Below are 17,872 nucleotides of genomic sequence, written 5' to 3'. Positions count from 1 at the left end.
CCAGGGAAGAGGCGACCCTGGCCTTGGAGGTGGCCCTGGAGAGCCCCCTCGAGGCCCCCGGGGCCCTGCCCAGCTACGAGGCTTTCCTGGCGGCCTTTCCCCCGGGAGAAGGCCCTTGGGCGAGGCCCCTCCGCCAGGCCCTCCTGGACCTCAGGGCCCTCCTCCTCGCCACCCCGGAGGGCCCCGTGCCCGCCGCCGGGATTCCCTGGTTCGTGGCCCCCTTCGGCCGGGATAGCCTCCTCACCGCCTTCATGCTCCTCCCCTGGGGAAAGGAAGTGGCAAGGAGCGTCCTCCGCTACCTGGCCAAGCGCCAGGGCGCAGTGTGGGACCCCTTCCGGGAGGAGGAGCCCGGCAAGATCCTCCACGAGGTGCGCCTGGGGGAGCTCTCCCGCACCGGCCGGGTGCCCTTCGCCCGCTATTACGGCACCGTGGACGCCACCCCCCTCTTCCTCGTCCTCCTGGGCCGCTACCTGGACCTCACCGGGGACCTCTCCCTGGTGCGGGCGCTCAGGCCCCACTGGGAGGCGGCCCTGGGCTGGCTGGAGCGGGCGGACCTGGACGGGGACGGCCTCTTGGAGTTCGCCCCCAGCGGCACGGGGCTTGCGGTCCAGTCCTGGAAGGACTCCCACGACTCCATGAGCCACGAGGACGGCCGCCTGGCCGAACCTCCCCTGGCGGTGAGCGAGGTCCAGGGCTACGCCTACGCCGCCCACCTGGCTGCAAAGGAGCTCTACCGGGCCCTTGGGGAGGAAGGAAGGGCAAAGGAGGAGGAGAAGCGGGCCCAGGAGCTCTTCGCCCTCACCCAGGAGCGCTTCTGGCTGGAGGAGCTTGGGACCTACGCCCTGGCCCTGGACCGGCATAAGGAGCCCCTTCGGGTGAAGGCTTCCGATGCGGGCCACCTCCTCTGGGCCGGGGCCGTGCCCCGGGAGCTTGTGGCCAAGCTCGTGGCCACCCTCTTTTCCCAGGAGATGTGGTCGGGGTGGGGGCTTCGCACCCTGGGGAGCCGTGAGGCCCGCTACAACCCCCTCTCCTACCACAACGGCTCCGTATGGCCCCACGACACCGCCCTCTTCGCCGGGGGGCTTTTCCGCTATGGGCTCAAAGAGGAAGGGTTGAGGGTGGCCCAGGCCCTCCTGGACCTGGCCCATTCCCAGCCCGACCTCCGCCTACCGGAGCTCGTGGGGGGCTTCCCCCGGGAGGAGGGCCTTCCCCCCGTGCCCTACCCCGTGGCCTGCCGCCCCCAGGCCTGGGACGCGGCGGCCCTCGTCTACCTCCACGCCCTGGCCGGGGGTTTCCGGGCCTGGTAGGGGAAGCGGGCACGAGGGCCTGCCCCCGGGCCTTCCCCCTCGGTTGCCCTTAGAGTTCCCCCTTGAGGAAGGCCCGCACCAGGCGGTGGAAGGCCGCCGCCCGCTCGATCTGCACCCAGTGGCTCGTCCGCCCCAGGAGGACCAGGTGGGCGTTTGGCAGGTGCTCCATGAGGTAGAGGCTCGTCTCCACGGGCACGATCCCGTCCCGGTGCCCGTGGAGGATGAGGACGGGGTGGTCCATCCGCCTGAGGGCTGAGGGGGGCACCACCAGCTGGTCAATGGCCTCCTGCCTCGGCCTCGGCCACATGGCCTCAAAGCTCCGCCGCACCTCGGGCCTCAGGGCGGCCTCGAGGCGCATCCGGGCGATCTCCTCCAGCCGGTCCCTGACGAACCCCTCGTCAAAGGCGAACCAGCGGATGGCGTTCCTCATGGCGCCCAAGGTGGGGTCCTCGTAGAAGCCCCAGATGCGGTCCAGCTCCGGGGTCAGGCGGAAAGGACCCCCCACTGGCCCCATGAGGACCACCCTCCCGAAGCGCTCCGGGGCCTCCATGAGGAGGTGCAGGGCGATGGCCCCTCCAAGGGAGTTCCCCACCAAGTGGGCCCGCTCCAGCCCCAGGGCGTCCAAAAGCCCCAGAAGCTGGTCCAGCCAAAGCCGCATCCAGGCCCGCGCTCCCCGGGGGGGCGGCTCGGGGTGGGTGCTCTCCCCGTAGCCCACAAGGTCCGGGGCCAGGCAGAGGAAGTCCCGCCCGAGCTCCGGTAGGGCCAGCTGCCAGTTGGAAAGCCCCGTGGCCCCCGGCCCCGAGCCGTGGATGAAGAGGACCGCCTCCCCCTCGCCCGCCCGGTGGAGGTGGGTTAGGAAGGCTCCCGTGGCGACCTTGACGCTTTCCATGTCTGCCTCCTTAGGCCCGCGGCGAGGGGCTTTGGGCCTCTTCCCCTTTCGCCCCCTCCTCCAGGACGAAGACCCGAAGCCTCCCCTTGGGGGTGCCGAGGACCTCCTGGAAGATGGCCTCGGCCTCCTCCTTCAGGGCCTCCCTCTCCTCCCGGGTGAGGGGCTTTTCCCGGGCGACCAGAACCTCCAGCATGGGCATGGGCCACCCCCTAGACGAACCTCAAGGCCAGGGCCCTCCCCCCCGTCCCCACCAGGGTGAAGAGGTCCCCCGGGCCTGCGGGCTGCACCGGGGCCCAGGCCCCGGACATCACGATGTCCCCGGGCTCCAGGGCCACCCCGAAGGCGGCGAGGGTGTTGGCGAGCCAGGCCACGGCCCTCGCCGGGTGGCCGAGGCAGGCCGCCCCCGTCCCCTGGGCCACGGCCTCCCCGTTCTTGTAAAGCACCAGGCCCAAGGCGGAGAGGTCCTCCTCCAGAAGGGCCCTCTCCCAGGGGGCCACGAGGAAGCCCCCAAAGGAGGCGTTGTCCGCCACGGTGTCCTCGAGGCGGATCCGCCAGTCGCGGACCCTGGAGTCCACGATCTCCAGGGCGAAGGCCACGGCCTCCGTGGCGGCGAGCACCTCCTGGGGCGTGACCCCAGGGCCCTCCAGCCTCCTCCCGATGAGGAAGGCGAGCTCCCCCTCCACCCGGGGCTGGAGGAAGAGGGAAGCCTCCACCTCCACCCGCTCCCCCACGCCAAAGAAGCGGCTTTCCCAGAGGTGGCCGAAGTCAGGCTGGTCCACCCCGAGCTGCTCCTGCACCGCCTTGGAGGTGAGCCCGATCTTCCGGCCCACCACCCGGTCCCCCTTCCCTAGGCGCAGGGCGTTCCAGGCCTCCTGCACCCGGTAGGCGGCCTCAATGCCCTTAAGGCCCCGGTCGGAGAGGGGCTCTATGGGCCTCCGCTCCTCCCAGGCCCGTTCCAGCTCTTCGGCGAAAGCTTCCGGATTCACAGCACCCCCTCGTACACCTCGTCCAGGGAGAGGCGCACCGGAGGACAGGCGAGGTCCACCCCGCTCCACTCCCGGTAGACCCAAACCTCCCCTTCCCGGAAGTAGCCCTCCCCCCTGCGCTCGCGGCTGTCCAAGAGAAGGTAGGCCTTAAGGGAGGGAAGCCTCAGGTAGCGCCGAAGCTTCCGACCCCGGTCCATGGCCTCGGTGCCCTCGGAGAGGATCTCCACCACCAGGCAGGGGCGCTCCTCGTAGCGGGGGTCGGAGGAGGGCTCGCAGACCACCATGAGGTCGGGGTAGAACACGTCCTCCCCCACCTTAAGCCGCATGTCCGCCACGTAGGCCTCGCACCCCGCCTTTAGGGCCGCCGGGGCGAGGCGCAGGAAAAGCCGGGTGAGGAGGCGGTTGTGTTCCCTCCCCGCCCCGGCCATGGCCCAGAGGCGCCCCTGGACGAGCTCGTGCTTCTCCTGGGAGGCCTCCTCCAGGGCGAGGTAGGCCTCCAGGTCCCACGCCTTCTCCCTTAAGGCCATGGCCCCATTCTAGCGGTTGGCGATGCAGACGTTCTTGGTCTCGTAGTAGAACTCGTAGCCGTAGTGGCCGCCCTCCCGGCCGATCCCCGACTGCTTGGCCCCGCCGAAGGGCACCCGGAGGTCCCGCACGAACCAGTCGTTCACCCAGACCGTGCCCACCTCCAGGGCCTCGGAGACCCGCACCGCCTGGCCCACGTCCCGGGTCTGGACGATGGCGTTCAGGCCGTAGGGGGTGTCGTTGGCCAGCGCTATGGCCTCCTCCTCCGTGTCAAAGGGCATCACCACCACCATGGGCCCGAAGATCTCCTCCTGGCAGACCTTGTCCGAGGGCTTCACGTCCACCACCACCGTGGGCTCCAGGAAGTAGCCCTTGTCAAAGGGGTGGGGAAGCTCGGGGCGCCTGCCCCCGGTGAGGATGGTGGCGGTTTCCCGGGCGATCTCCACGTAGGACATCACCTTGTTCAAGTGCTCCTCGGCGATCAGGGCCCCCATGCGGGTCTCGGGGTCCAGGGGGTCCCCCACCTTGAGGGACCGGGCGGCCTTCACCAGCCTCTCCAAGAAGGGCTCGTAGACGGAGCGCTGGACCAGGAGGCGCGACCCCGCCAGGCACACCTCCCCCTGGTTGAAGAAGCTCGCCCGCAGGGTCACCTCCACCGCCCGGTCCAGGTCGGCGCTTTCAAAGATGAGGTTGGGGGCCTTCCCCCCAAGCTCCATGGAGAGGCGCTTGAGGGTGTCCGAGGCGTTTTTCATGATGACCTTCCCCGTGGTGGTCTCCCCGGTGAAGGAGATGAGGCGCACGTCGGGGTGCTTGGTGAGGAGCTCCCCCGCGGAAGCGGGGCCGAAGCCGTGGACCACGTTGAAGACCCCCGGGGGAAGCCCCGCCTCGTGGGCGCACTTGGCGAGGAGCCAGGCCCCGAGGGGGGTGAACTCTGCGGGCTTGAGCACGGCGGTGTTCCCGAAGGCCAGGGTGGGCCCGATCTTCCAGGTGGCGAGCATGCTGGGCATGTTCCAGGGGGTGATGAGGGCCGCCACCCCTACGGGGAAGCGGAGGACGTAGTTGATGTAGCCGTTTTCCATGGGGTAGGCCTCGGAGCCGTGGGTCACGGCGAAGTCGGCGAAGAACTCGATGTTGTTGGCCATCCGGTCCACGTACCCCAGGCGGTTCTCGTGGATGGGCCGGCCCACGTCCAAGGTCTCCAAGACCTCAAAGACCGGCCTGTACTCCCGGATCTTCTCCGCGAAGCGGCGGAGGTAGGGGCGGCGCTGGCTCGGCGGCATCCTGCTCCACTTCTTGAAGGCCTCCTTGGCCGCGGCCACCGCCATCTCCACCTCCTTCTCCCGGCCTTCCGGGGCGGTGCCGATCACCTCCCCCGTGGCCGGGTAGACCACGGGGAAGGGGTTCTCCCCTCGGACGAACTCCCCCCCGATGTAGTGGGTGACCTCGAGGGGAAGCCGGAAGGGAAAGCCCAAAGCCTCAAGCCGCTCCACCGTTTCCTTGTAGATCTTGGGTTCCACCACGGCGCACCTCCTACACCACCCGGGCGAGGAGCACGTCCCCCTCGCCCCAGACCTCCAGCACGCCCCGCGCGAGGGGCACCGCCTGGGCCGGGGAGCCCAGGAAGACCACCTGGCCCGCCCGAAGCCCCCCGACCCTCTCCGCAAGCCAAAGGAGCCGCCTCCCGGGGTCCCCCAGGGCCTCCACGGGGCCCTCGGCCACCTTCTCCCCGTTCAGGTAGGCCCGGAGGCTTCCCCGCGGAAGCCGGGAGAAGCGCCTCGTCCCCAGGAGGAAGCCGCCCCCGGAGGTGTTGTCCGCCACCACCTCGGGGAGGGTGAAGCGGTAGCCCTCCCACACCGAGTCCAGCACGTCCACGGCGAGGAAGTACCCCCCCACCGCCCGGTAGGCCTCCCCCACGGAGGCCCCGGGGGGCAGGTCCTCCTTCAGGACCACGGCCACCTCGGGCTCGAGGCGGGGCTGGAGGAAGGCCTCCAGGACCACCCGCTCCAGGAGCATCCCGGGGTGCACCCGGCCGAAGACGGGCTCGGCGATCCCCATCTGCCGCTGCTTGGCCTCGGAGACCAGGCCCAGCTTGTAGCCCTTGAGGGGCCCGGGGAAGAGGGCCTCCTGGATGCGGTAGGCCTCCTCCAGGCCCACCCCCCACTCCCGCCCCCCGGGAAGGGTTCTCCTCTCCGCGCGGGCCTCCTTTACCGCCTCAAGAAGCGTCATGTCCCCTCCTTGTCCGAGAAGAGCACGCCCCCCGCCGCCCACTGGTCCCGGCGCACCTCGTAGAGGATCACCCGAACCTCCTCGTAGGGCTCGCCGAGAAGGCGGGAGGCCATCTCCGTGAGCCTCCGCACCAGCTCCCGCTTCTTCTCGGAGGGACGGCCCTCCAGCAGGGTCACCTTGAGCACCACCATCAGAACCTCCGCACCAGGTAAGCCCCGAGGAGCACCAGCAAGAGGCCGAGGAGGCGGGGGAAGTTCACGGGATGGCGGGGGTAAAGGAGCCCCAGGTGCTCCAGAAGGAGGGAGGCGAGAAGCTGCCCGGCGATGACTAGGGCGAAGGTGAGAAGGGGCCCAAGCCTTGGTGCCAGGGCGATCACGGAAACCACGTACACCGCCCCAAGAAGCCCCCCCACATACACCCACCCCGGGGCCTGGAGCATCCGGCCCCAGGGCCAGGAGGGCCCCGTGAGGAGGAGGGCCAGGAGGAAGAGGGCCAGGGTGCCCACGGCGAAGGAGACCAGGGCCGAGCGCACAGGCCCCCCCACCACCCGGGCGAGCTCGGCGTTGACCCCCGCCTGCAGGGGGAGCACCGCCCCCGCCAGGAGGGCCAGGAGGACCCAGGCCCCCACTAGCCCCACCCCCCTTCAGGCCCGCCTGCGGCTGTAGAGGTAGGCCAGGCCCCCCCAGGGAGGAAGGGCCCTATGCAGATTGGGGGGAAGGAGCTCCTCCGCCTCCGCACGGCAGCGGGGGCAGACCAGAAGAAGCCCCGTGTGGCCCGCGGCGGTGTAGTAGTAGAGGTGGTCCCGACCCTCCCGCCAGGTGAGGGCCCGCCCGCAGAGGTCGCAGCGAGGGGGAGAAAGGTCCCAGCCTCTTTCCATGGCCTCAGCATGGCCGCTTCCCCACCTCCTTTTGCGCTCCAAGCCACATTTAGCCCCACTCCCCCAGCCGGCCGTACCGGCCCGCGTAGTAGAGGAGGGGCCTCCCTTCCCGCCAGGAGAGGTACTCCACCTCCCCGAGGAAGAGGGTGTGGTCCCCCCCGGGGTAGACCGCCACCACCCGGGCCGCCACCTGGGCCAGGGCCCCCTTCAGTAGGGGCACCCCCGCCCGCTCCTCAAAGGCGATCTCCAGCCCCTCCTGGGGGCGGCCCGCGAAGTGGTCGGAAAGGGCCCGTTGTTCCTCGGCGAGGACGCTCACCCCGTAGCGCCCCGCCCGCTCCAAAACGGGCTTCGTCCGGGAGCGGTTGTCCAGGGAGACCAGGACCAGGGGAGGGTCCAGGGAGACGGACATGAAGGCGTTGGCCGTAAGCCCCCTAGGGTTTCCCCCCTCGTCGTAGGCGGAGACCACCGTCACCCCCGTGGCGAAGCGCCCCAGGGTCCTGCGGAACTCCGTGGGATCCATCACGCCAAACCTCCGTGGGCCTCGGCGAGCTTAAGCACCGCGGTCCAGTCCTCCTCCCCCATCCCCCGGGCCACCCCCTCCAGCATCCGGTCCAAGAGGAGGTGCCCGAGGGGCAGGGGCGTGTGGGTGGTGTCCGCCGCCTGGTGGATGAGGCGCACGTCCTTAAGCCCCAGGCGCAGGGCGAAGCCCGGAGGGGTAAAGCGCCGCTCCAGGAGGATGCGGCCGTAGTTCTCGTAAACCGGCGAGCGGAAGAAGGCCCGCACCACCTCGTAAAAGGCCTCCCGCCCCACCCCGTTCTTCTCCACCAGCACGTAGGCCTCGGAAAGGGCCTCCAGCATACTGGCGATGAGGAAGTTCCCCCCAAGCTTCACCGCGTGGGCCTGGTGGGGGCGCTCCCCCACCACGTGGACCTCCTGGCCCAAGGCCAAAAGGATGGGCCTCGCCTCCTCCAAGTCCCCCTCCTCCCCCGCCGCCACGATGCGCAAAGCCCGGGAGGCCGCCGCCTCGGGCCTCCCGAAGACGGGGGCGGCGAGGTAGCGCCTGCCCACCGCCTTGTGCCGTTCCTCCAGGGCGCGGGAGTAGGGCACCCCCAGGGTGCTCATGGCGATGTGGAGCCCCCCCTGGGGAAGCCCCTCCAGGATCTCGGGGAGGACGGCCTCCGTGGCGGCGTCGTCCGCCAGCATGGTGATGACCAGGCCCGTTCCCGCCGCCTCCTTGGGGCTTCCCACCCGGGTGAGGCCCTCCGCCTCCTTGGGGGTGCGGTTCCAGGCCAGGACCTCGTACCCCGCTTGGGCCAGGTTCTGGGCCATGGGGAGGCCCATGCGGCCAAGGCCGATAAACCCAACGCGCCTCATGGCCTCTCCCTAGTCCGCGAGGGCCCCCGCCTCCTTCTCCTTGAGCTCCAGGGCCACCCGCAGGATCCAGTCCTCCTGCCCCGCCACCGCCTGGCGTCGGCCCAGCTCCAAGAGGATGGCCAAGGGGTCCACGCCCAGTTCCTTCCCGATCCTCTTGGCGTGGAGGAGGAAGGTGGAGTAGACCCCGGCGTAGCCGATGGCCACGGAGTCCCGGTCGGGGTAGGGCTGGAAGTGGAGGATGGGCCCCATCACGTACTCGGCGGCGTCCAGGAGCTTAAAGACGTCCAGCCCCGGGTTGAGCCCCGCCTTGTCCAAGACGGCGGCCAGGACCTCCAAGGGGGCGTTCCCCGCCCCCGCCCCGTAGCCCCTTAGGGTGGCGTCCACCCAGTCCGCCCCCGCGGCCAGGGCCGCCAGGGTGTTCCCGATGGCGAGGCCCAGGTTGTTGTGGGCGTGGAAGCCCACCTTGGCCCGGGAGAGGGCCTCTTTTAGGGCCTTCACCCGGGCGTAGGCGTCCTCCGGGAGCATGGCCCCGGCGGAGTCCACGATGTAGACCACGTCCGCCCCGTAGGACTCCATAAGGCGGGCCTGCTCCGCGAGGAACTCCGGAGGGCGCATGTGGCTCATCATGAGGAAGCCCACCGCCTCTAGGCCCATCTCCTTGGCCATGCCGAAGTGCTGCTCGGAGATGTCCGCCTCGGTGCACTGGGTGGCGATGCGGACCATCTGGATCCCCGCCTCCACCGCCTCCTTGAGCTCCTTCCGGGTGCCGATCCCGGGAAGGAGGAGGGCCGCCACCTTGGCCCGCCGCACCGTCTCCCGCACCGCGCGGATGAGCTCCATCTCGTCCGTGCGGGAGAAGCCGTACTGGAGGGAGCTTCCCCCGAGGCCGTCCCCGTGGGAGACCTCTAGGGCGTAGACCCCCGCCTCGTCCAGGGCCTGGGCGATGGCCTTCGCCTCCGCCACCGTGTACTGATGCCGGTGGGCATGGGAGCCGTCCCGCAGGGTGGTGTCCACCACCACCGGGGGCTTGGCCGTGGAAAGGTCCCAGCTCACGCCACCACCTCCTCCGCGGGCTTCCCCAGGAGGTGCTGGGCGAAGACCTCCCCCACCCTTCGGGCGGAAGCCGTCATGATGTCCAGGTTGCCGGCGTACTTGGGCAGGTAGTCCCCCGCCCCCTCCACCTCCAGGAGCATGGAGACCACGGTGCGCTCCCCCCAGGGGGTGGGAAGCCTCTCAAACACCGGGTCCGCCTTCAGGCGGTAGCCGGGCACGTAGGCCTGGACCTCCCGCTCCATGGCCCGGACGCTCGCCACCACGGCCTCCCGGTCAAAGGCCTCGTCCTCCGGGATGCAGCGCACGGTGTTGGTCATGAGGATGGGGGGTTCCGCCGGGTTCAGGATGATGATGGCCTTCCCCCGCTTGGCCCCCCCGATGGCCTCCAGGCCCCGGGCGGTGGTGAAGGTGAACTCATCGATGTTCTGCCGGGTGCCGGGGCCCGCGGAGCGGGAGGCCACCGTGGAGACCATCTCCGCGTAGCGCACGGGGGCCACCCGGTGCACCGCGTAGACCAGGGGGATGGTGGCCTGCCCCCCGCAGGTGATGAGGTTCACGTTGTCCTGGTCCAGGTGCGCCTTCAGGTTCACCGGGGGCACCACATAGGGCCCCCGGGCCGCCGGGGTGAGGTCTATGGCGATCTTCCCCGCCTCCCTTAGGAGCTTGGCGTGGCGCACGTGGGCCTTGGCGCTGGTGGCGTCAAAGACGATCTTTATCTCCGGCCTTTCCAGGATGTAGGCGATGCCCTCGTGGCTCGCCTCTAACCCCAGGGCCCTCGCCCGGGCCAGGCCCTCGGAGTTGGGGTCAATCCCCACCAGAGCCACGAGCTCCATGTGCCCGGGGTTCTTCAGGAGCTTGTACATCAGGTCCGTGCCGATGTTGCCGGAGCCCAGGATGGCTACCTTGACCTTATCGGACATAACCTATCCTCCTTTTCGCCTCCTCGTAGCCTAAGGCCTCGGAAATCTCCTTGGCCGCCTCCACGATGACGTTTCGGTAGGCCTGCTTCATCTCCACAAACCGATACTTGGGGACGGAAAAGCTCAAGGCGGCCACCACCTGCCCCGTGTGGTCGCGGATGGGGGCGGCCACGCAGCAGAGGTCGGGAAGGTACTCCTCCAGATCGTAGGCGTAGCCCCGCTCCCGCACCCCCCTAAGCTCGGAAAGGAGTTCCTCCAGGGTGGTGATGGTGTTGGGGGTGAGGGCAGGTAGGCCGTGGGTCCTGACGATGGAGATCACCTCCTTCTCGCTCAGGCCGCTCAGGAGGACCTTGCCTAGGGCGGAGGCGTGGGCGTAGAGGTAGGCGCCCACGCCGGTGATGTTCACCTGGATGGCCCGGTTCCCCTGCTGCTTCTCCAGGTAGAGCACCCTGCCCCGCTCCAGCACCGCCAGGTGCACGGTCTCGCCGTAAAGCTCCGCCAGGCGGGCCATACGGGGGCGGGCCTCGAGGCGAAGGGGAACGGACTCCATGAGAACGCGGTTGAGCAGGGGGATACGCCAGCCCAGGCGGTACCGCCCCGAGGGCAGACGGTAAAGCATCCCCCCCTCCACCAAGGAGCAGAGAAGACCATGCACGGTGGCCTTGGGAAGCCCCAGGGCCTGGGCGAGCTCCGTGACCCCCCACTCGGGACGCTCCTCGGTGAAGAGGTCTAAGAGCTCCATAGCCTTCCTGACGCTCCGGATCACCTTTGGCACAGCCCTCAAAGGCCAGGGTAGCCCCTCAAGGTAAACTTCACAAGGAGCTCGTTCGCCATAAACGAACGAAAGCCCCCTTCCCAGGGCCCCAGGGCGGCTTGCGCCCCCATGGGATGGCACGAGGCCCCAGACCCCCTTCGGACAAGGGCCCATCCCGGGGTTCGTAGCCTGGAGCGCAATTCCTGTTCGTCTTGGGCGAACTTGCCCCTTTTCGGAAGGACCTCCCCTCCCCTAAGGTCTTAGATGACCCAAAAGGAGGTCAAGGGAGGTTGGGATGAACGAGCAGGTGAGGGAGCGGCTTAAGGCGTTGACCAGGCCCATGACGGGCGAGGAGTACCTGGAGAGCCTCAGGGACGGCCGGGAGGTCTACTTCATGGGCGAGCGGGTGAAGGACGTGACCACCCACCCCGCCTTCCGCAACACCGCCCGCATGTTCGCCCGCTGGTACGACCGGCTGCACGAGCTCCACAAGGAGGACCTGGAGCGCTCCAAGGACCCCTCGGGCTGGAAGTGGACCGTGCCCACCGAGTTCGGCAATGGCTGGACCCACCCCTTCTTCGTGGGGCCCCGAAGCGCCGAGGACCTCCTCAAGGCCCGGGACACCATCGCCGAACTGCAGCGGACGGTCTACGGCTGGGGCGGCCGCAGCCCCGACTACAAGGCGGCCTTCGTGGGCACCCTGGGCCCCAACGCCGAGTTCTACGCCCCCTACCAGGAAAACGCCCGCCGCTGGTACAGGGAGACCCAGGAAAAGCTCCTCTACTGGAACCACGCTATCGTCAACCCCCCCGTGGACCGGCACAAGCCCGTGGAGGAAGTAGGGGACGTCTACATGCACGTGGAGCGGGAGACGGACGCGGGCCTCGTGGTCTCGGGGGCCAAGGTGGTGGCCACGGGGAGCGCCTTCACCCACGTGAACTTCATCGCCCACTACGGGCCCCTCCCCATCAAGGACAAGAAGTTCGCCCTCATCTTCGTGGTGCCCATGGACGCCAAGGGGGTCAAGCTCATCTCCCGGGCCTCCTACGAGTTCATCGCCGCCAGGACGGGGAGCCCCTTTGACTACCCCCTCTCCAGCCGCCTGGATGAGAACGACGCCATCCTGGTCTTTGACAACGTGCTGGTGCCCTGGGAGAACGTCTTCGTCTACGGGGACGTGGAGAAGGTGAACGCCTTCTTCCCCCTCTCGGGCTTTGTCCACCGCTTCCCCTTCCAAGGGTGCACCCGCTTCGCCGTGAAGCTGGACTTCATCGCGGGCCTCATGATGAAGGCCCTGGACGTCACCGGGGTCTCCCAGTTCCGCGGCGTCCAGGCCCGTCTGGGCGAGGTCCTCACCTACCGCAACCTCTTCTGGGCCCTCACCGAGGCCATGGCCCGCGACCCCATGCCCTGGGTGGACGGCTACGTCCTGCCCAACCTTTGGGCGGGCCTCACCTACCGGGTGCTCGCCCCGGAGGTCTACCCCAAGGTCAAGGACATCATTGAGCGCGACCTGGCGAGCGCCCTCATCTACCTGCCCTCCCACGCCAAGGACTTCCAGAACCCCGAGATCCGGCGGTACCTGGACCAGTACGTGCGGGGCAACGGGGTGGACGCCGTCACCCGGGTGAAGATCATGAAGGCCCTCTGGGACGCCGTGGGCACGGAGTTCGGCGGCCGCCACGAGCTCTACGAGCGCAACTACGCCGGAAACCACGAGAACATCCGCATCGAGACTCTCGGGGCCATGGAGGCCGCCGGGGTCAACGAGGCCCTTAGGGCCTTCGCCGAGAAGTTCCTCGGGGAGTACGACCTGGAAGGCTGGAAGGTGCCCGACCTCATCAACCCCACGGAGGCCTGAGGTTTCCCCGTGGCCGCGCCGGGGTCCTGAGGGCCCCGGCTCGTTCCTCACATCCCGCGGGCGTTTGACTATAGCAAACACCCCCGCCGTTCAAACCTCCTTGGGCAGGATTTGACCATAGCGAACACCCCCCTTGCGCTTTACACTTTTAAGTGCCTAGCATACAATCGGCCTCAAGGCCAAAACGAGGGAGGTGAATCATGAAGCCGGAGCCGATTTTTGACGTGCACCAGCTGGCCCACGTGGAGATCTACACCCCTAACCCCGAAGGGACCCTCTGGTTCTTCCGGGACCTCCTGGGCATGGAGGTCACGAAGCAGGAGGGGCAGTCCGTGTACATGCGGGCCTACGAGGACTGGTACCACCACACCCTGAAGATCACCGAGGCCCCCAAGCCCGGCCTGGGCCACGTGGCCTGGCGCACCAGCTCCCCCCAGGCCCTGGAACGTCGGGTGAAGGCCCTGGAGGCCACGGGCCTCGGCAAGGGCTGGATAGACGGGGACCTCGGCCACGGCCCCGCCTACCGCTTCACCACCCCGGACGGCCACCCCATGGAGCTCCTCTGGGAGGTGGAGTACTACGAACCCCCCGAGGACAAGAAGACCCCCCTCCTCAACCGTCCCCAGAAGCGGCCCCTGAGGGGCGTACCCGTACGCCGTCTGGACCACGTCAACCTCCTGGCCTCGGACGTCACCGTTAACAAGAACTTCATGATGGAGCACCTGGGCTTCCGCCTGCGGGAGCACATCGTCATGAAGGACGGCACCGAGGCCGGGGCCTGGATTAGCGTGAGCCCCCTGGTCCACGAGATCGCCTTCATGCGGGACGGCAAGGGGGCCAAGGGCCGCCTGCACCACGTCTGCTACTGGTACGGCTACCCCCACGACCTGAATACCCTCGCCGACATCTTCCGGGAGGTGGGAATCAAGATCGAGGCCGGGCCCGGCAAACACGGCATCAGCCAGGCCATGTTCATGTACGTCCTCGAGCCGGGCGGCAACCGCGTGGAGCTCTTCGGCGACCCCGGCTACCTCATCTTTGACCCCGACTGGAAGCCCATCAAGTGGACGGAGGAAACCCTCGAGGCCGGCATCATCTGGTACGGCAGCCCCCTCCCTGCGGAGTTCTTCCTCTACGGCACGCCCGAGGTAGAAGAGCAGGTGGCGGCGGACTAAGCGGGAAAGTTTGCGGGGGGCCTGGAACTTCCCCGGGCCCCCCAATAGTAAGGAGGAGCCAGAATGGAGCCTTCAGGGCGGGATTTTCTCAAGTGAACCAGTGCCCTGGTGGTGGGCTCGGCCTTCCACGGTCTAGGAAAGGCCCAGAGCGGCACGATCAAAATCGGCTTCGTCAGTCCCAGGACCGGCCCCCTTGCGGCCTTCGCCCAGCCCGACGACTTCACCCTGGAGCAGGTGCGCAAGGCCACCGGCGGTAAGGTGCGGGTCGGGGGTAAGACCTATAACCTGGAAATCGTATACAAGGATTCCCAGTCCAACCCCAACCGCGCCGCCGAAGTGACGGCGGAACTCATCCTTAAAGACCGGGTCCACCTGGTGGTGGCCGGGAACACCCCAGAAACCACGGTGCCGGTGGCGGACCAGTGCGAGCTCAACGGCATTCCCTGCATCACCGACGACACACCTTGGCAACCCTATTTCTTCAGCCGTGGTGGGGTCGTGTCAAGAGTTATGTGTAAGAGTCTGTGTACGGGGGGCATACCGCTCCTGAAGCATCTTCTCCAGCACCTCCTTCACCTCCGAGAACCCCTTTAGTTTCCGTTCTGCCCACCTCCCTTCCTGCCTCTCTGACTCCAGGTAAAGGAGCTTGTACACCGCCTCTTCCTTAGGAAACTTGTGGTCCCGCACCTTCGTCCCCCGCCGTAGCTCCCGGATAAACCGCTCCATCAGGTTGGTGCTCCGCAGGTACGGCCAAAGCACCTTGGGGTACCCGTAGAACCGCAGGAAGGCCCCCGAATCCTGTACCCAAAGCCCCACCACCCCCGGGTACCGCGAACCCCAGGCGGCCTTCACCTCCTCCAAGGCCCTAAGGGCTTCATCCCTGCTCTCCGCCCCGTACACCCGCCTCAGGTCCTCCGCCAGCAGGCCCCGGTCCCGCGCCCGCACCTGGGACAGGCTCCACCGCACCCCGTGCACCACGCACCGCTGCCACTCCGCCTGAGGGTAGACCCTGCGGATCGCTTCAGGAAGCCCGGGCAGCCCGTCGGTGATGAAGAGCAATACCCGCCGCAGGCCCCGCTGCCAAAGCTCCCCCAGGACCCCCTCCCATCCCAGGGCGCTCTCCGTGGGCAACAGCCAGAACCCCAGGACCCGCCTCTCCCCATCAGGGGCGATGCCCAGGGCCACATACACCGTTTCCCGCACAATCCCTTCCCCTTCCCTGAAGACCTTTAAGGAAAGCCCGTCCAGGTAGACGAAGGCCATCTCCTCGGGCAAAGGCCGGGTGCGGAAGGCTCCTGCCGCCTCCAGGACTTGGTCGGTCAGAGCGCTTAGGGTCTCGTGGGAGTAGCGGTGGCCTAAGAGCAGGCTCAATATCTCGGCCGCCTTGCGCTGACTGACCCCGGCGGCGTACAAGGCCACAGCTACTTCCCCCACGTCCACCAGGCGGCGGGCGTAGGGCTTAAGGAAAGCCGGGTAATACCGAGATTCCCGATCCCTAGGGACCTTCAGGTCCACCTGGCCGAAGGTGGTCTCCAGCTTGCGGGGGTAGTAGCCGTTCCTGCGCCCCCCGTGCACCTGCAAGAAGGCTGTCCGGTCCAGCTCCAGAACCGTCTGCAGAACCTCGGCTACTGTCTCCCGCACCGCTTCCCTCAGCAAGATCCGCAAGGTATCCTGGTCCACGGGGCACCTCCTCGTGCTAAGGTGTGCCCCCCTATTAAACACGGGCCCTTACACATAAATCCTTACACGACCCGTGGTGGCGACCCCAAGAAAGGCTTTGATTGGACTTATGTACACGTCAAAACCTCCATAGGGCATAACCCCAAGGGACTTCCGCGCCTTCCTCCCCCTGCACCCCAGAGGGCAAGCGCCCAAAGGGTGAGCAGGTCCAGCCCCGCCCGGAAGAGGCTCTGCCCCAGCCTCCCGTGCTTCTTGGGCCTCGCCGGACGCACCCGGTGCAGCACAAGCCCCGTCCGAAACGCCCACACGAAGGCCAGGCTCAAGGGGACCAAAAGCCGCGAAAGCCTCTCCCCCCGCGTCACGTGCGTGGCCTCCAGGTCAAATCCCCGCCCCTTCAGGGCCCCAAAGAGCCGCTCTATCCCCCACCTGAGCCCGTACACCTCCAGCACCCGGTGAAGGTCCAGGTCCGTAGCCACAATCAGCCACTCCCGGACCCCAAGGCGCAACCCCACCACCCACATGCGCCGCCCGTAGACCCAGCACCGCCGCCTGGGCGCCCGGCTCTCTCCCACCTTCAGGAAGGCAAAGAGCTCCCAGGCCCGAGGGCCCGAGCCCAACCGCCACATCCGGGTGTTGGCCTTGATTCGGATGCACCGGGGGATGCCCTTCTCCTCCAGGTACCGGAACCACGCCTCCCCTATGAACTCCCGATCCGCCAGGAACCCCTCCACCCGGAGGTGGGGGAAGTGGGCCCTCAGGAAAGCCAAGGCCCTCTCCGTCAGGGCGATGCGTTCGGGGGTGGAGGAGTTGCCGTCGTGGGGGAGGAAGTTCCAGAACAGGGGGACGGCCAGGCCTTGGTACAGGAAGGCCAGCATCAGGAGGTTGACCTTGCTCTTCCCCAGCTCCCATTCGGTCCGGTCCATGACCAGGAGGAGCCCTTGGGGTTGGAGGAAGGTGATGCTTTCCGCCAGAGGCGGAAACACCTTGCGGACGAAGCGGGCATAGCCCTCCCCGTCCAGCCCCGGCCAGGCCAAGAACCGCTGTAACCTTCGGTAGGCGGAGCGGGGGTCAGGGCTGGCTATGGAGCCGAGGGGAAGAGCGAGTCTGGGGCCGCTTGTGGTGCGGGCGGTGACCAGAGCCATCACCAGGGCGGCCAGGAAGGTGAGGCGCCTGAGGTCGGCCTTCCAGTATCGCTTCAAGGCGTTGATGAGTGGGGTAAGCTGTTCCACGGGGACCACCTCCTATGGATACCTGCCCATCCACGTGGACGCAGGTCCATCCTAAAGGGGTGGTCCCCAGTTTTGACGTGTACTGAGCAGGTCCGCATAAACCTGCCCGGGCCGCAAAACCGGGGCCACCTTCTCCGCCACCTCCCGGGCCACCCGGGCCCAGTTCACCGAGAGGACTAGCGAGGCGCCCTCCGCCGCCTCGGCCTCGCTTTGAGCCCGCAAAAGGCCGGGAACGGTCTTTTCCGGAACAGGGTCAAAGCCCACCACCTCGGCCCCGGCCAGGAGGAGGTCTTGGGCGATGGCCGATCCCGCTTCCCCCAGCCCCAAGACGGCCACCCGTAGCCTAGCCATCCTCTCCTCCCCGAAGCCGCTCTGCCTCCGCCAAGGCCTCCCTCAGGTTCTGGCGCAACCCATAGACGTCCACGGAAAGCTCCCCCCGGGCGAAGCGTGCCCTCAAAGCCGCCTCCCGCTCCGCCCGCTCCCGGGCGCGCTGCAACACCTCCCGGGCCCGCTCCCTCGGGAGGACCACGACCCCGTCCCCATCCAACACCACATAGTCTCCTAGGCGCACCTCCACCCCTCCCACCCATACCGGGGTACCCAGGCCCAGCACCCTCTCCCGCCGGGCCCCCCTTGGGCTCACAAACCGCGCCCAGATGGGGAGCCCGAGGAGCCTGAGCCCGTCCGCGTCCCGCACCGCCCCGTCCACAAGGAGGGCGGCCACCCCCCTGGCCTTGGCCTGGGTGGCGAGGAGTTCCCCCACAAGGGCCACAGGCTCGGGTTCCGGCATGGCCAGGACCAGCACCTCTCCCGGGCGCACGGCCGCCATGGCCGCATGGACCCCCAGGTTATCCCCTTGGGCGCAGAGCACGGGAAAGGCGGGGCCAGCGGCCCGGCTGCCCTCGGGTAGGCGCACAAAGCCCGCCTCCACGAGACCCTTCCGCCCCGAGGCCTCGTACACCGTGGCGGTCCCCAGGGCCGCAAGCTCCTGGATCTCCTCCTGGGAAAGCATGCCC

Annotated in this window: 21 protein-coding genes and 1 pseudogene; 4 read left to right on the top strand and 18 right to left on the bottom strand. The window is 68.3% G+C overall.

Going from position 1 to position 17,872, the window contains the following annotated elements:
- Window positions 1–2: 2 nt before the first annotated feature.
- A pseudogene (locus TthTMY_RS05145) lies at window positions 3–1,307 on the top strand (amylo-alpha-1,6-glucosidase); the annotation flags it as partial.
- Window positions 1,308–1,356: 49 nt separating this feature from the next.
- Here TthTMY_RS05145 and TthTMY_RS05140 read toward each other — a convergent pair.
- Genes TthTMY_RS05140 through TthTMY_RS05075 form a run of 14 tightly spaced genes read right to left on the bottom strand, consistent with a single transcriptional unit; the run spans window position 1,357 to window position 10,899 of the window.
- Entirely contained in the window at window positions 1,357–2,196 is an 840-nt protein-coding gene (locus TthTMY_RS05140; RefSeq protein ID WP_096410516.1) for an alpha/beta fold hydrolase, read from the bottom strand.
- 10 nt (window positions 2,197–2,206) lie between these two features.
- On the bottom strand, window positions 2,207–2,389 hold the full coding sequence (locus TthTMY_RS05135) for a hypothetical protein (RefSeq protein WP_096412884.1): 183 nt from the start codon (window positions 2,387–2,389) through the stop codon (window positions 2,207–2,209).
- 16 nt (window positions 2,390–2,405) lie between these two features.
- Window positions 2,406–3,182, bottom strand: coding sequence for a 2-keto-4-pentenoate hydratase (locus TthTMY_RS05130; RefSeq protein WP_096410515.1), 777 nt, complete (start codon window positions 3,180–3,182; stop codon window positions 2,406–2,408).
- A complete protein-coding gene (locus tag TthTMY_RS05125; RefSeq protein WP_096410514.1) occupies window positions 3,179–3,709 on the bottom strand; it encodes a Uma2 family endonuclease in 531 nt (176 codons plus the stop codon). Before TthTMY_RS05125 ends, TthTMY_RS05130 begins: the two co-directional genes overlap by 4 nt.
- Window positions 3,710–3,718: 9 nt before the next feature.
- Window positions 3,719–5,227, bottom strand: a complete 1,509-nt coding sequence (locus tag TthTMY_RS05120) for an aldehyde dehydrogenase (RefSeq protein WP_223903503.1) — start codon at window positions 5,225–5,227, stop codon at window positions 3,719–3,721.
- A 10-nt stretch (window positions 5,228–5,237) separates the two neighbouring features.
- Window positions 5,238–5,933, bottom strand: a complete 696-nt coding sequence (locus TthTMY_RS05115; protein WP_096410513.1) for a 2-keto-4-pentenoate hydratase — start codon at window positions 5,931–5,933, stop codon at window positions 5,238–5,240.
- A complete protein-coding gene (locus TthTMY_RS05110) occupies window positions 5,930–6,124 on the bottom strand; it encodes a tautomerase family protein (protein WP_096410512.1) in 195 nt (64 codons plus the stop codon). The genes TthTMY_RS05115 and TthTMY_RS05110 overlap by 4 nt, the downstream gene beginning before the upstream one ends.
- Entirely contained in the window at window positions 6,124–6,570 is a 447-nt protein-coding gene (locus TthTMY_RS05105) for a DMT family transporter (RefSeq protein WP_223903502.1), read from the bottom strand. The genes TthTMY_RS05110 and TthTMY_RS05105 overlap by 1 nt, the downstream gene beginning before the upstream one ends.
- A 6-nt stretch (window positions 6,571–6,576) precedes the next feature.
- Window positions 6,577–6,810 (bottom strand): hypothetical protein, encoded by a 234-nt coding sequence (locus TthTMY_RS05100; protein ID WP_223903501.1) that lies wholly within the window; start codon window positions 6,808–6,810, stop codon window positions 6,577–6,579.
- Window positions 6,811–6,859: 49 nt separating this feature from the next.
- Entirely contained in the window at window positions 6,860–7,330 is a 471-nt protein-coding gene (locus TthTMY_RS05095; protein ID WP_161791374.1) for a flavin reductase family protein, read from the bottom strand.
- Window positions 7,330–8,184 (bottom strand): NAD(P)-dependent oxidoreductase, encoded by an 855-nt coding sequence (locus tag TthTMY_RS05090; RefSeq protein WP_096410509.1) that lies wholly within the window; start codon window positions 8,182–8,184, stop codon window positions 7,330–7,332. The genes TthTMY_RS05095 and TthTMY_RS05090 overlap by 1 nt, the downstream gene beginning before the upstream one ends.
- Window positions 8,185–8,193: 9 nt before the next feature.
- A complete protein-coding gene (dmpG, locus tag TthTMY_RS05085) occupies window positions 8,194–9,237 on the bottom strand; it encodes a 4-hydroxy-2-oxovalerate aldolase (RefSeq protein ID WP_096410508.1) in 1,044 nt (347 codons plus the stop codon).
- Complete coding sequence (locus TthTMY_RS05080; protein WP_096410507.1) at window positions 9,234–10,157, bottom strand: acetaldehyde dehydrogenase (acetylating); 924 nt, start codon at window positions 10,155–10,157, stop codon at window positions 9,234–9,236. The genes dmpG and TthTMY_RS05080 overlap by 4 nt, the downstream gene beginning before the upstream one ends.
- Window positions 10,147–10,899 (bottom strand): IclR family transcriptional regulator, encoded by a 753-nt coding sequence (locus TthTMY_RS05075; protein ID WP_223903500.1) that lies wholly within the window; start codon window positions 10,897–10,899, stop codon window positions 10,147–10,149. Before TthTMY_RS05075 ends, TthTMY_RS05080 begins: the two co-directional genes overlap by 11 nt.
- A gap of 307 nt (window positions 10,900–11,206) precedes the next feature.
- On the opposite strand from TthTMY_RS05075, the gene TthTMY_RS05070 reads away from it, so the two are divergent.
- From TthTMY_RS05070 to TthTMY_RS11950, 3 genes are all read left to right on the top strand, one after another.
- Window positions 11,207–12,772 (top strand): 4-hydroxyphenylacetate 3-hydroxylase family protein, encoded by a 1,566-nt coding sequence (locus TthTMY_RS05070; protein ID WP_096410506.1) that lies wholly within the window; start codon window positions 11,207–11,209, stop codon window positions 12,770–12,772.
- A 200-nt stretch (window positions 12,773–12,972) separates the two neighbouring features.
- Window positions 12,973–13,947 carry a catechol 2,3-dioxygenase gene (locus tag TthTMY_RS05065; protein WP_096410505.1) on the top strand — a complete coding sequence of 325 codons (975 nt, stop codon included), beginning with the start codon at window positions 12,973–12,975 and terminating at the stop codon, window positions 13,945–13,947.
- A 108-nt stretch (window positions 13,948–14,055) separates the two neighbouring features.
- The gene (locus TthTMY_RS11950) at window positions 14,056–14,541 is read left to right on the top strand and encodes an ABC transporter substrate-binding protein (RefSeq protein WP_418952564.1); all 486 of its coding nucleotides are present in this window, start codon (window positions 14,056–14,058) and stop codon (window positions 14,539–14,541) included.
- On the opposite strand, the gene TthTMY_RS05055 is transcribed toward TthTMY_RS11950, so the two are convergent.
- The 4 genes from TthTMY_RS05055 to TthTMY_RS05040 all read right to left on the bottom strand — a co-directional run bounded on the left by TthTMY_RS05055 (window position 14,449) and on the right by TthTMY_RS05040 (window position 17,868).
- Entirely contained in the window at window positions 14,449–15,669 is a 1,221-nt protein-coding gene (locus TthTMY_RS05055; protein ID WP_096410503.1) for an IS256-like element ISTth4 family transposase, read from the bottom strand. The two genes, TthTMY_RS11950 and TthTMY_RS05055, sit on opposite strands and share 93 nt — an antisense overlap.
- Before the next feature lie 65 nt (window positions 15,670–15,734).
- Window positions 15,735–16,865, bottom strand: a complete 1,131-nt coding sequence (locus TthTMY_RS05050; protein ID WP_223903498.1) for an IS4 family transposase — start codon at window positions 16,863–16,865, stop codon at window positions 15,735–15,737.
- Window positions 16,866–16,907: 42 nt separating this feature from the next.
- Entirely contained in the window at window positions 16,908–17,207 is a 300-nt protein-coding gene (locus TthTMY_RS05045) for an NAD(P)-binding domain-containing protein (RefSeq protein WP_223903497.1), read from the bottom strand.
- Window positions 17,200–17,868, bottom strand: coding sequence for a 4-carboxy-4-hydroxy-2-oxoadipate aldolase/oxaloacetate decarboxylase (locus TthTMY_RS05040; protein ID WP_096410502.1), 669 nt, complete (start codon window positions 17,866–17,868; stop codon window positions 17,200–17,202). The genes TthTMY_RS05045 and TthTMY_RS05040 overlap by 8 nt, the downstream gene beginning before the upstream one ends.
- Window positions 17,869–17,872: the final 4 nt, after the last annotated feature.

It is taken from the genome of Thermus thermophilus, assembly GCF_019974155.1.
Taxonomy (GTDB): domain Bacteria; phylum Deinococcota; class Deinococci; order Deinococcales; family Thermaceae; genus Thermus; species Thermus thermophilus_C.
The sequence above is the reverse complement of the archived record's forward strand: the minus strand, read 5'-3'. Positions and strand labels throughout refer to the sequence as shown.